The sequence below is a fragment of the Vibrio sp. 397 genome (genome assembly GCF_033339395.1).
In the GTDB taxonomy this organism is placed as follows: Bacteria; Pseudomonadota; Gammaproteobacteria; order Enterobacterales; family Vibrionaceae; genus Vibrio; species Vibrio alginolyticus.
Genome location: NZ_JAWOUN010000026.1, coordinates 12575 through 24458, shown reverse-complemented (window position 1 = coordinate 24458; position 11884 = coordinate 12575). Strand labels below are relative to the sequence as shown.

The following is an 11884-nucleotide window of genomic DNA, read 5'->3' as shown; positions in this document are numbered from 1 at the left end:
AACAAAAAGAGCCTGCAATTGGCAGGCTCCTATCTTAGTCACTCAGATGTGACGAGTATTACGCTGTTTCTGATACGGCTTGTGGTTTCTCTTCGTCAGCCAGTTCAGTTTCACCTTTACCCTTAGAGGTTTTGATAACGTAACCTGTCACAGCTAGGGCAAACACAATACCTACGATAGTTGATAGTTGCATTGGCAGACCAAAACCTAGCGAGCTGTTGTTTAAGATGAACGTGACACATACCGTGGTCATGAAGATAGCTGGGATAGTGGTAATCCAGTGCAGCTTGTTGTGACGCAGTAGGTAAGCGGACGCAGTCCAAAGCATCATTACCGCTGTTGTTTGGTTTGCAAAACCGAAGTAGCGCCAGATAATGCCGAAGTCTACTTGAGTTAAGATACCGCCGATAACGAACAGTGGAAGTGCCATCAGTAGACGGTTACGTAGCGTTTTTTGTTCCATGTTGAAGTATTCAGCAAGGATCAAGCGGCTTGAACGGAACGCTGTATCGCCAGACGTAATTGGTAGGATAACCACCCCCAGGAACGCAAGGATACCACCGAACACACCTAGCAGACCAAATGATGCGCTGTATACCACGTTACCAGGACCACCGTTTTTCACAGCTTCGGATAGAGCGTCTAGAGAGCCGAAGAAAGACAGAGCGATAGCACACCAAATTAGCGCGATAACACCTTCACCAATCATTGCACCGTAGAATACGAAGCGACCGTTTTTCTCATTTTCCATACAACGCGCCATCAGTGGAGACTGAGTTGCGTGGAAGCCAGAGATAGCGCCACATGCGATAGTGATGAACAATGCAGGCCATAACGGCATGTCATTTGGGTTGAGGTTAGAGAACATGTCCGAAACTTGGAAGTCACCCATTACTGTGTGTTCGCTAGAGAAAGCAACGGCTGTCATTAGGCCAACAGACATAAAGATAAGTAGGGCGCCAAACAGTGGGTAGAAACGACCAATGATTTTATCGACAGGAACAATCGTCGCAATGATGTAGTAAGCAAAGATAGCAATAACCATTGTAGTCATGCTTACGCTCAAGCTTGTTTGATCATTGATGAGGTTAGTAATCATGCCAGCAGGGGCTGAAACGAACACTACGCCAACTAGAAGCAATAGGACAATGGCAAAAATATTCATAAAGTGTTTTGCGCCATTACCTAGGTAGCGACCTGTAATGGTAGGTACAGATGCACCGCCGTTACGCACTGAAAGCATGCCTGAGAAGTAATCGTGTACTGCACCAGCAAAAATACAACCGACTACAATCCAAAGCATCGCCGCAGGACCGTATAGTGCCCCCATGATCGGGCCAAAAATTGGACCAACACCTGCGATGTTAAGTAGTTGAACTAGGTAAACTTTCTTTGTTGACATTGGAACGAAGTCAACACCGTCCGATTTGGTGTGAGCTGGCGTTTGGCGTTTTTCATTGATGCCGAAAATCTTCTCGACGAAAGCGCCGTAGATGAAGTATCCGCCGATTAGGGCTGCGACACAGGTTAGAAACCACATCATAGCAATTGTCCTTGGTCTTAGTTGGGTAGGGTAATTTTTTAATCTCAGGATGCATGTTATGCGTCACTTGTGTTAAATGCATTCGGTTAGTAGATGAGTGGTCGAATAGAGCACTGAGTGGTCGATATGCTGCTTGAGCGGTTTTTAAAAATGGCGAAAGGTTGATGACAGTCTTGAGCGGCTGATTTGAGTCATCAGTGGTTAAATCTGCAAGCTCAGCGGCAAGCGCCAATAATTAGTGGTAAGCTTATTTTTGAAAACAATTACTTAAGGAAGAACCATGAAAAAGGTAACGGTAGGTCTGGCACTGGCTTTACTTGCAGGATGCACAGCAACGACAGCAGATCTTGCCAAGTCGGGAGATTGGCATCAGATCGGATATCAAGATGGCATAACCGGACACACATCGCGCACGATGAGCGAGCTTCGTGAGTTGGGTAGTGTTAAGCAAAGTGACTACGACCAAGGTTATTTAGAAGGTTTACGTGAGTACTGTAATCCTGCTTTTGCGTATCAAATGGGGTTATCTGGTCAGTATTACGAAGGGGTTTGTGAAGGTACTGAGCAAGCGCAAAAATTCCGCATGGAATGGCAACGTGGTTGGAATGAATACTCAAATTAATAGTCAATAAAGCCGTTGTTACACTGTCTGCATCACATAAATGTGGCAAAATTCTCCTTATTAAACTATGTTCATATTGCTTGATAGTGAGCACAGAAAAAAAGGAATCACATTATGTCAACGCAAATGGCTGGTGGTTGGAGTCCATTTCATGAACTCACAGCAGAGAATAAAGAAGTATTTGCTAAAGGTATCGAGGGGTTTGTCGGTGTCAAATACTCCCCTTTGGTTGTGGCTACTCAAGTCGTAGCCGGACAAAACTATGCGTTTTTCTGTAATGCAGAAGTTGTCTACCCTGGAGCACAACCATACCCAGCAATGGTTCATATGTTCAGCGACCTTGAAGGTAAAGTCGGTATTACTCACATTGAACGATTGAACTACTAAATTAAGCCATAAAAGGCGCCTGACTTTTAAATAAGTGAGGCGCTTTATTGATTAAGATTGATTAGCTTGCGCGCTCACGACTTTTCTTAAATATCCTTGTTTGGCTTTCAGTTGCTCAGTCGCGCTTTCTTTATCCAGCCCGGTTAAAATCATCAAAATAGCTAACTTGGCGTCGTAGTCCGTTTCTTTGAGAGCCGTTTTAGCCTCTTGGTTAGTACAATCTGTTGCTTGCATAACAATACGAGCCGCTCTTGCAACTAGCTTTGCATTCGTCGCTTTCACATCTACCATTAAGTTCTGATAACTTTTGCCCAGGCGAATCATGCTTGCGGTAGTGAGCATGTTCAGTACGAGTTTTTGTGCTGTCCCTGATTTTAAGCGAGTGGATCCCGTTAACGCTTCAGGTCCAACAACGGGGCTAATCGCAATATCAGCAATATCTGCAATCGGAGAGTCAGGGTTACAAGATAGTGCTACAGTGGTGGCACCAAGCTTGTTCGCATACTCTAAGCCACCAATCACGTAAGGTGTTCGTCCACTTGCCGCAATACCAACGACGACATCGCGTTGTGTTAGCATATTCTCTTTAAGATCTTGCTCGCCTAATGTAGGGTCGTCCTCCGCCCCTTCTTTTGCACGGAACATTGCCTCTTTTCCACCGGCAATAATACCAACGACCATCTCTGGATCTGTGCCAAAAGTTGGTGGGCATTCTGAAGCGTCCAAAACGCCAAGTCGACCACTGGTACCCGCACCGATGTAAAACAACCGACCTCCGACCTTAAATGCTTCCGTGATCTTATCAACGGCTTCAGCGATCTCAGGCAACACTTTTTCAACGGCAAGAGGAACGAGTTTGTCCTGTTGGTTGATGCGTTGAACAATATCGAGAGAAGGCAGCAAGTCGATGTCCATGGTGTCTGGGTTTCGCCCTTCAGATACCAGATGGGATAAAGCTGCGATAAGTGCATCGTTCGTCATAATGAATTAAGCCTTTTTGTTTAGGATATATTGCCCTTAATTTTTTGAATAGAGTACACCCAGTGAAGCGAGACGACTTGCCCCCGTAACTTCCGGTAAGTTGCTAGGGAGGCCGTGAATATGGCGCTGCGCAAGCCAAGCAAACGCCATTGCTTCCATGTAATCGCCATCAACACCTTTTTCTGCCGTTGTCGCAACGCTCCATTGTGGCAATAACTTAGCTAGTCGCTGCATCAAAAGCGGGTTTCTTGCTCCACCGCCACAGACTAATAGTTGAGGTGTGATGCCATGAGAAAACTTGTCGACTTCGTTGGCAATGGTAATTGCAGAATACTCGCAAAGTGTACGTTGTACGTCTTCGATTGGTAAATTGTGATGGGCCAGTTGTTGATGCAGCCAGTCAATATTGAACAGTTCTCGCCCGGTACTTTTAGGGGCAGGCATGGCGAGGTAAGCTTCTTTGAGTAATTGAGTCAACAAAGTAGCGTTTACCGTTCCTTTAAGTGCAAATTGTGCATCTTCGTCGAAGCTTTGCCCAGTATGCAGCGCACACCATGCGTCCATCAACATATTGCCCGGGCCTGTGTCATAGCCAATGACTGGTTGTTCTGGATGCAGTACCGAGATATTGGCAATGCCTCCAATGTTAAGCACCACAATTGTGGAATCCTGCATCGCAAAAATGCTTTTATGGAAAGCAGGGACGAGTGGGGCACCTTGTCCACCTAGCGCCATGTCTTTACGACGAAAATCCGCTACCGTATCAATGCCTGTCTTGACTGCGATAATGTTTGCATCGCCCAATTGAGTGGTAAACGGCAAGTTTCCGGTAGGCTGATGGAACACTGTTTGACCGTGATTACCAATCGCACGAATTTGCTCTGCGACGTAGCCAGACTTATTGAGTAGCTGTAACACAGCATCTGCAAATAGGTGGCCGAGCTGGTGGTCAAGTTCACCTATGGTTTTTAAATTTGTTGCTTGACCGGTACAAACAGATAACAGCATGTCTTTTAGCGCTGCGGGCATTGGGTAGTCGTCGTGCGCAATCAGACGAACATGCTCATCGCTTATTTCAACTAGAGCGGTATCAACGCCATCCATACTCGTTCCAGACATCACACCAATGTACAGTTCGTTAAATTTCATAGCCGATCTCGTCAATTCTTCATTCACTTATTGTAAAGCAAATCTGAAGCGAATAACCTCATCGAATACGAGATATTCAGCCGATTTTGAGGAGAAAACATGGGACCGTTATGGGTTGACGTTGCGGGGTATGAACTGACCGCTGAAGACAAAGAAATCTTGGAGCATCCTACGGTTGGTGGCTTAATTCTATTTGCTCGCAACTATCATGATAGCGAACAGCTTCAAGCACTTACTCAATCCATCCGAAAGGCGGCTAAGCGCCCGTTTTTGATCGGTGTGGATCAAGAAGGCGGCCGAGTGCAGCGCTTTCGTGAAGGTTTCTCATTAATTCCTGCTGCTGATGAGTACGCTAAACATCAAAATGGTGAAGAGCTTGCTCGTATGGGCGGTTGGTTAATGGCAGCAGAGCTGATTGCCCATGATATTGATTTAAGCTTTGCCCCGGTACTTGACCAAGGCCATCAATGTAAAGCGATCGGTAACCGCGCATTCGGTGAAGATGCCGACACCATTCTTCGCTATAGCACTGCATATATGCAGGGAATGAAGAGTGTTGGCATGGCAACGACAGGCAAGCACTTCCCTGGACATGGTGGCGTGATTGCAGACTCACATCTAGAAACACCATACGACGAGCGCAGTGATATTTTTGAACAAGATATGGCGATCTTCAAAGCGCAAATTGATGCCGGTATTTTAGATGCCATGATGCCTGCTCACGTGATTTTCCCACATTATGATGCTCAACCAGCCAGCGGTTCTGAATACTGGTTAAAACAGGTCCTGCGTCAGCAATTGGGTTTTAAAGGTTTGGTTTTTTCGGATGATTTGACTATGGAAGGCGCTGCGATTATGGGCAGCCCAGCCGAGCGAGGTGCTCAAGCATTGAGAGCTGGTTGCGATATGTTGTTAATGTGTAATAAACGAGAAGCGCACGTTGAGGTATTAGACAACTTACCGGTTTCAACCGTGCCACTCGCGGATGGATTACTGAAAAAACAGTCATTTTCTCCAAGCGAACTTAAGCTATCTCAAGAGTGGAAAGCGGCGAGTAAAGCGATGAAACGCTTGACTAGCTAAACCTCTTGTAAAAGATTCAAAACAGCGATGAGAAGCCAAAGTTAATTATACTTTGGCTTTTTATTTGGCTGTAAATTAAATTTTACACTAAATGTTTTTTATTCTGTACGCTTGTTTTTCTTTTTTAGCCTGTTATCTTGTCGTTAAAGCTTAGTTGTCTCACCAAGGGTTTGGTTGGGTGTAAAAATAAATATACAGGTTAGAGTTATGCAGAAAAGTGAGTTGAGCAATATTAATATTATCGAAGAACAGGTTCTTATTACTCCGGAGGAACTAAAAACCAAGCTTCCTTTGAGTGAAAAAGCACGTCGCTTTATTCAAGAGTCTCGTCAAACTATCGCTAATATTATTCACAAGAAGGATCACCGCCTGCTTGTTGTATGCGGTCCATGTTCTATCCACGACGTAGAAGCGGCGAAGGATTACGCAAAGCGCCTTAAAGCACTCTCTGAACAACTAAGTGACCAACTGTATATTGTTATGCGTGTTTACTTTGAGAAGCCGCGCACCACGGTCGGCTGGAAAGGCCTGATCAATGACCCACATCTAGACGGCAGTTTCGATATTGAACACGGTCTGCATGTTGGACGCGAACTTCTGGTGGAGTTGGCAGAGATGGAAATCCCGCTCGCGACTGAGGCTCTAGACCCAATTAGCCCACAATACTTGGCGGATACTTTTAGCTGGGCAGCCATCGGCGCACGTACGACGGAGTCACAAACTCACCGTGAAATGGCAAGCGGTCTGTCTATGCCAATCGGTTTTAAGAATGGCACGGATGGCAGTTTGGCAACCGCAATTAACGCGATGCAAGCTGCGTCCTCTAGCCACCGTTTTATGGGAATTAATCGTGAGGGACAAGTCGCACTGTTAACCACCCAGGGCAATGCTAATGGACATGTGATCTTACGTGGCGGCAAGCAAACTAACTACGATTCGGTATCAGTCACTGAGTGTGAGCAAGAGATGGCAAAATCTGGTCTTGATGCTTCATTAATGGTGGATTGCAGTCACGCCAACTCACGTAAAGATTACCGTCGCCAGCCATTAGTCGCGGAGGATGTGATTCATCAAATCCGTGAAGGCAATAAATCTATTATCGGTCTTATGATTGAAAGCCATATCAATGAAGGAAATCAATCTTCTGACTTAGCTCTTGAAGAGATGAAATACGGTGTATCTATCACTGACGCATGTATCAATTGGGATTCAACTGAGGCACTATTACGTCATGCACATGAAGAGCTAGTGCCTTTCTTAGAAAATCGTCTAAAGGCTAATTAATACAGGATTTAAGGAACATCAATGGCAGTTGAACTTAACGCATTACGCGATCAGATTGATGCAGTCGACAAGCAAATGTTGGAGCTATTGGCTCAGCGTTTAGCGCTCGTAGAGAAAGTTGGGGAAGTAAAAAGCGAACATGGTTTGCCAATTTATGCTCCAGACCGCGAAGCGGCGATGTTAGCTTCTCGTCGCGCTGAAGCTGAAAAAATGGGAATTCCTCCACAGCTTATTGAAGATATTCTGCGTCGAACAATGCGTGAGTCTTATGCCAGCGAGAAAGATTCCGGTTTTAAGTGTTTGAACCCTGATTTACGCTCAGTTGTTATTATTGGTGGTAATGGTCAATTGGGTGGCCTGTTTGGGCGTATGTTCAAATTGTCGGGCTACCAGGTCAAAGTTCTCGGCAGTAAAGACTGGGCTCATGCGGATGAGATTCTAGACAACGCGGGTTTAGTCGTGGTCACGGTGCCGATTCATCTAACGGAAGGGGTGATCGAAAAACTGGGGAACTTGCCGCAAGACTGCATTCTGTGTGACCTGACTTCTATCAAGTCGAAGCCTCTGCAAGCAATGTTGAATGTGCACCAAGGTCCTGTGGTTGGTTTGCACCCAATGTTTGGCCCAGATGTTCCGAGCCTTGCCAAGCAGGTTATTGTGTACTGTGATGGCCGTGGTCACGAGCATTACCAATGGCTATTGCAACAGTTTGGGATTTGGGGCGCAAGCTTGTGCCAAATCGATGCACAAGAGCACGATCATGGCATGACGTTGATTCAGGCGCTGCGCCACTTCACGTCGTTTGCTTACGGTATGCACCTTAGCAAAGAGAATCCGAACATCGATCAGTTGTTGAAGTTAAGCTCGCCAATCTACCGCCTTGAATTGGCGATGGTGGGACGACTGTTTGGTCAGGATCCGAACTTGTACGGTGATATCATTTTCTCTTCTCAAGAGAATATCGATATGATCAAGCGATTCCATCAGCGTTTAGGTGATGCGGTAGCGATTCTGGATAGCAGAGACAAAGCGCGATTCATCGAAAGCTTTAAGCAGGTGAGTGATTGGTTTGGTACTTATTCTCAACAATTTATGAATGAGAGCCAAAACTTACTCAAACAGGCGAATGATAATATTCATCGCGGCTAATCACGGGTCATTTAGCCGTGCAGAGTCCGAAACAAAAAGAGCAGCGTAAGCTGCTCTTTTTCGTGTTGATGGACAAATCAGTTCGTCGCAGTATTACTCGTATCTTCACTTGATACTGTGTTGATACTGGTATCGCGATAGGGTGAATTGGTTAAATTGACTTGTAGGCGTACAACGTTATCAATCAATTGAACCAAAGGTCCCCATTTCACTTTTTTCTCTTTTTCAAAGACGTCATTGAAGTTTTCTGGCGTCCACTCCATTAAGTATTGAGGGTTGAGTGCTCGTCCGAGGAAGCGTACTTCATAGTGCAAGTGTGGCCCTGTGGAGTTGCCAGAGTTACCGCATTGAGCAATGATGTCGCCTTTACTAACAAACTGACCGCTTTTCACTTTGAAGCGTTGTAGATGAGCAAAGGAGCTCATAAAGCCAAATGAGTGACGAATGGTGACATAGTTACCATAACCACGATTGCTCGGGCGAACGGTTTCCACCACACCGTCAGCCGGTGCCAGGATCTCTTCTCCTCTTTTACAAGTCAGATCGATACCAGTATGAACATGCCTCTTACCTGAAATCGGATTAATACGACTGCCGTAAGAAGAAGAAATACGTTGGTATGTGACTGGACTGTCATTTGGTATCAAACGGAACATCGTCGCGCGAACAGCAGAATCGATAGCGGCTGCGTCAATTCGCTCCTCTAACCCCATGCTGTTCTCATCGATCATCAACTCTTCGTCTGCGAGACCTAAAACCGATTCAACGTCGAATACCCGTTTGCCCAATAGCTGAATTTGATTGTTTTTGTCCGTCAAAGACTGGGAAAGCGAATGATTGGTATCAAGCTGTTCTTCGTAAAGAGCCGTCACTTCGGCCTTTTCACTTTCCAGTTTGGCGATGATTTGTGTTAGTTCGTCTTTATTGTGCATCTGCTGCTGATTAAGGTACCACGCGCCACCAACGACGGCAGGTAATGCCAATACTGAAGCAAATACTGCTAGGACCGAACTGCGGCCCAAATAGAACTGCTGATCGCCGTCTTTCGTCGGGATCTGCATGATGATTTTTTTAGACATAGTTATTGTTACTTAAATAGGCGTTCATTTATTTTTCTCCTAAAAACCAGAGAGGTGCTCTAACTCTCGATTCAGAAGGTCGTTATTGCCTACATTCAATTCTATAAATCGTTTTAGTTGGCTAATGCTTTCGATATCTATCTTAGCGATCTTCAACCTAATCTCACACTTAGAGACATTCACAATTTGCGCTTTTAACGTAATCACTTGTTCGGATTGATCAAATGAAAAAGTCACATGGACTGGAAGGGTTGGATCCAAAGCCTCAGTCTCTTCCACTTTCATGAGTAAACCATGCAAGGAAAGATCTTGAATCCTAGCTTCAATTGCCAAGTCACGTTGTTCTATCTTAGCTGGAGCTTGATGGAGAATACGTGAAAAGCGTCGTCTCTCTGTCATATGAATATTCTCGTCAGGTCGTCAAACAGAATTGAATAGTATATCAATACGAACAAAAAATGTTCGATTGTTGTTTGAAAAGTGTCGAGGTCGCTACAGAGTGACGTAAGTGCTATGTCATGTTCTTAACGAACGAGACGGGCTAATGAGCTCTTTTTATAACAAAGAAAACAAAGGCCGCTATGATAGCGGCCTTTGTACAAATTACAATCAAACTTTGTGGGTTGCGATTACTTTGCAATACGCTTGTATTTGATACGGTGTGGTTCTGCGGCTTCAGGACCCAATGTTTTCTTCAACCAATCCATGTACTCTGTGTAGTTACCTTCGTAGAAGTTAACTTGGCCTTCGTCACGGTAGTCAATGATGTGAGTCGCGATACGGTCAAGGAACCAACGGTCGTGCGAGATAACCATTGCACAACCAGGGAACTCTAGTAATGCTTCTTCTAGAGCACGCAGTGTTTCAACGTCAAGGTCGTTGGTTGGTTCGTCGAGTAGCAACACGTTACCGCCCGCTTTAAGAAGCTTCGCAAGGTGGACACGGTTACGCTCACCACCCGATAGTTCACCAATAATCTTTTGTTGGTCACTGCCTTTAAAGTTAAAGCGTGAACAGTATGCGCGAGCTGGGATTTCGAAGTTGTTGATCTTAATGATATCAGCACCTTCAGAGATCTCTTGGAATACGGTTTTAGAATCGTCCATGCTGTCACGGAACTGATCGACCGATGCCAGTTTTACTGTATCGCCCATCTCAATTGTGCCCGAGTCTGGTTGTTCAGTACCACTTAACATCTTGAATAGCGTCGATTTACCTGCGCCGTTAGCACCGATGATACCAACAATTGCACCTTTAGGGATGCTGAATGACAGGTCATCAATCAGAACACGACCGTCAAATGACTTGGTCAGGTTCTTCACTTCAATAACCTTATCACCTAGACGCTCACCTGGTGGGATAAACAGTTCATTGGTTTCATTACGTTTTTGGTGATCAGAGCTTTGCAGTTCTTCAAAGCGAGCCATACGTGCTTTTGACTTCGCTTGACGACCTTTAGGGTTTTTACGTACCCACTCAAGCTCTTTCTCGATAGTCTTTTGGCGAGCACTCTCTTGGGAGGCTTCTTGTTGTAGACGAGCGTCTTTTTGCTCCAGCCATGAGGTGTAGTTGCCTTCCCATGGGATACCTTCACCACGGTCCAGTTCTAAGATCCAGCCCGCAGCGTTATCTAGGAAGTAACGGTCGTGGGTGATGGCTACTACGGTACCTGTGTAATCCACTAAGAAGCGCTCTAGCCAAGCCACTGATTCTGCATCTAGGTGGTTGGTAGGTTCATCAAGCAATAGCATGTCTGGCTTAGAAAGTAGCAAGCGACAAATAGCCACACGGCGGCGTTCACCACCTGATAGGTGCGCAATTTTTTGGTCCCATTCAGGTAAACGTAGTGCGTTTGCTGCACGCTCAAGCGCATTTTCTAGGTTGTGACCATCTTTCGCTTGGATAAGGGCTTCTAGCTCGCCTTGCTCTTTTGCAAGTGCGTCGAAGTCTGCATCTGGTTCAGCGTATGCTGCGTAGACTGCGTCCAAACGTTTCAGAGCGTCAGCAACGTCAGCAACCGCTTCTTCAACAACTTCACGAACGGTTTTTGATTCGTCTAATACTGGTTCCTGAGGTAGGTAACCTACGTTTAGACCAGGTTGTGGACGCGCTTCACCGTCGATATCCGTGTCGATACCTGCCATGATACGTAGCAGTGTGGATTTACCTGCACCGTTCAGACCTAAAACACCGATTTTCGCACCAGGGAAGAAGCTCAGAGAGATGTCTTTAAGAATTTGACGCTTAGGTGGCACAATTTTGCTCACCCGCGACATGGTATATACGTATTCAGCCATTGCCGATCGTTCCTAAATTAACTGTCATTCAAACCCATCATTTTATACCAAGTGCTTTGTTTTTGTTACCGCATTGCAAGAATTTCCCTAACGAATGGATTTCTTATTTTGAGCTGACCGGAAACTTACACGGTTAGGGTATACACTTTTGTTATTCGTTAAGAATGACGAAGTGTTTTCTATGCGAGTTAGAAACGCTTTGTCTCCATCGTCTTAAAAGTTTGACGAGTACAATTTTTAATACACTAAGTTGCTTTACATGGACATCTGCATTCTGTGTAAATAGATGCATGTGTGAAAATTGCCTTAA

At 45.3% G+C, this 11884-nt stretch carries 11 protein-coding genes; 5 read left to right on the top strand and 6 right to left on the bottom strand.

Going from position 1 to position 11884, the window contains the following annotated elements:
• Window positions 1-58: 58 nt before the first annotated feature.
• Window positions 59-1543, bottom strand: a complete 1485-nt coding sequence (locus tag R7P36_RS23190; protein WP_005381914.1) for a carbon starvation protein A — start codon at window positions 1541-1543, stop codon at window positions 59-61.
• Window positions 1544-1823: 280 nt separating this feature from the next.
• On the opposite strand from R7P36_RS23190, the gene R7P36_RS23185 reads away from it, so the two are divergent.
• Window positions 1824-2165, top strand: a complete 342-nt coding sequence (locus R7P36_RS23185) for a DUF2799 domain-containing protein (RefSeq protein ID WP_005381912.1) — start codon at window positions 1824-1826, stop codon at window positions 2163-2165.
• 114 nt (window positions 2166-2279) lie between these two features.
• Window positions 2280-2552, top strand: a complete 273-nt coding sequence (locus tag R7P36_RS23180) for a hypothetical protein (RefSeq protein WP_005381911.1) — start codon at window positions 2280-2282, stop codon at window positions 2550-2552.
• Window positions 2553-2603: 51 nt separating this feature from the next.
• Here R7P36_RS23180 and murQ read toward each other — a convergent pair whose 3' ends face one another.
• Together murQ and R7P36_RS23170 are read right to left on the bottom strand one after the other, a co-directional pair.
• Window positions 2604-3533 carry an N-acetylmuramic acid 6-phosphate etherase gene (gene murQ, locus R7P36_RS23175; RefSeq protein WP_213899736.1) on the bottom strand — a complete coding sequence of 310 codons (930 nt, stop codon included), beginning with the start codon at window positions 3531-3533 and terminating at the stop codon, window positions 2604-2606.
• 36 nt (window positions 3534-3569) lie between these two features.
• On the bottom strand, window positions 3570-4682 hold the full coding sequence (locus tag R7P36_RS23170) for an anhydro-N-acetylmuramic acid kinase (RefSeq protein ID WP_033906112.1): 1113 nt from the start codon (window positions 4680-4682) through the stop codon (window positions 3570-3572).
• A 99-nt stretch (window positions 4683-4781) separates the two neighbouring features.
• Between R7P36_RS23170 and nagZ the strand changes: the two genes are divergently transcribed.
• From nagZ to tyrA, 3 genes are all read left to right on the top strand, one after another.
• Window positions 4782-5765 carry a beta-N-acetylhexosaminidase gene (nagZ, locus tag R7P36_RS23165; RefSeq protein ID WP_213917042.1) on the top strand — a complete coding sequence of 328 codons (984 nt, stop codon included), beginning with the start codon at window positions 4782-4784 and terminating at the stop codon, window positions 5763-5765.
• A 207-nt stretch (window positions 5766-5972) separates the two neighbouring features.
• Entirely contained in the window at window positions 5973-7049 is a 1077-nt protein-coding gene (locus tag R7P36_RS23160; protein ID WP_005381904.1) for a 3-deoxy-7-phosphoheptulonate synthase, read from the top strand.
• Window positions 7050-7070: 21 nt separating this feature from the next.
• A complete protein-coding gene (gene tyrA / locus R7P36_RS23155) occupies window positions 7071-8198 on the top strand; it encodes a bifunctional chorismate mutase/prephenate dehydrogenase (RefSeq protein ID WP_213917043.1) in 1128 nt (375 codons plus the stop codon).
• A 77-nt stretch (window positions 8199-8275) separates the two neighbouring features.
• On the opposite strand, the gene R7P36_RS23150 is transcribed toward tyrA, so the two are convergent.
• From R7P36_RS23150 to ettA, 3 genes are all read right to left on the bottom strand, one after another.
• Window positions 8276-9277, bottom strand: coding sequence for a M23 family metallopeptidase (locus R7P36_RS23150; RefSeq protein ID WP_005381900.1), 1002 nt, complete (start codon window positions 9275-9277; stop codon window positions 8276-8278).
• A 39-nt stretch (window positions 9278-9316) separates the two neighbouring features.
• Window positions 9317-9676 carry a PilZ domain-containing protein gene (locus R7P36_RS23145; protein ID WP_005381897.1) on the bottom strand — a complete coding sequence of 120 codons (360 nt, stop codon included), beginning with the start codon at window positions 9674-9676 and terminating at the stop codon, window positions 9317-9319.
• Window positions 9677-9906: 230 nt separating this feature from the next.
• Window positions 9907-11574 (bottom strand): energy-dependent translational throttle protein EttA, encoded by a 1668-nt coding sequence (gene ettA / locus R7P36_RS23140; protein ID WP_005381894.1) that lies wholly within the window; start codon window positions 11572-11574, stop codon window positions 9907-9909.
• Window positions 11575-11884 lie beyond the last annotated feature (310 nt).

Excerpts from the sequence above, each read along its gene's own strand:
- ettA (WP_005381894.1), bottom strand. The coding sequence starts at position 11,574 with ATGGCTGAATACGTATATACCATGTCGCGGGTGAGCAAAATTGTGCCA.
- murQ (WP_213899736.1), bottom strand. The coding sequence starts at position 3,533 with ATGACGAACGATGCACTTATCGCAGCTTTATCCCATCTGGTATCTGAA.
- nagZ (WP_213917042.1), top strand. The coding sequence starts at position 4,782 with ATGGGACCGTTATGGGTTGACGTTGCGGGGTATGAACTGACCGCTGAA.
- R7P36_RS23160 (WP_005381904.1), top strand. The coding sequence starts at position 5,973 with ATGCAGAAAAGTGAGTTGAGCAATATTAATATTATCGAAGAACAGGTT.
- R7P36_RS23170 (WP_033906112.1), bottom strand. The coding sequence starts at position 4,682 with ATGAAATTTAACGAACTGTACATTGGTGTGATGTCTGGAACGAGTATG.
- R7P36_RS23180 (WP_005381911.1), top strand. The coding sequence starts at position 2,280 with ATGTCAACGCAAATGGCTGGTGGTTGGAGTCCATTTCATGAACTCACA.
- tyrA (WP_213917043.1), top strand. The coding sequence starts at position 7,071 with ATGGCAGTTGAACTTAACGCATTACGCGATCAGATTGATGCAGTCGAC.
- R7P36_RS23150 (WP_005381900.1), bottom strand. The coding sequence starts at position 9,277 with ATGTCTAAAAAAATCATCATGCAGATCCCGACGAAAGACGGCGATCAG.
- R7P36_RS23190 (WP_005381914.1), bottom strand. The coding sequence starts at position 1,543 with ATGATGTGGTTTCTAACCTGTGTCGCAGCCCTAATCGGCGGATACTTC.
- R7P36_RS23185 (WP_005381912.1), top strand. The coding sequence starts at position 1,824 with ATGAAAAAGGTAACGGTAGGTCTGGCACTGGCTTTACTTGCAGGATGC.
- R7P36_RS23145 (WP_005381897.1), bottom strand. The coding sequence starts at position 9,676 with ATGACAGAGAGACGACGCTTTTCACGTATTCTCCATCAAGCTCCAGCT.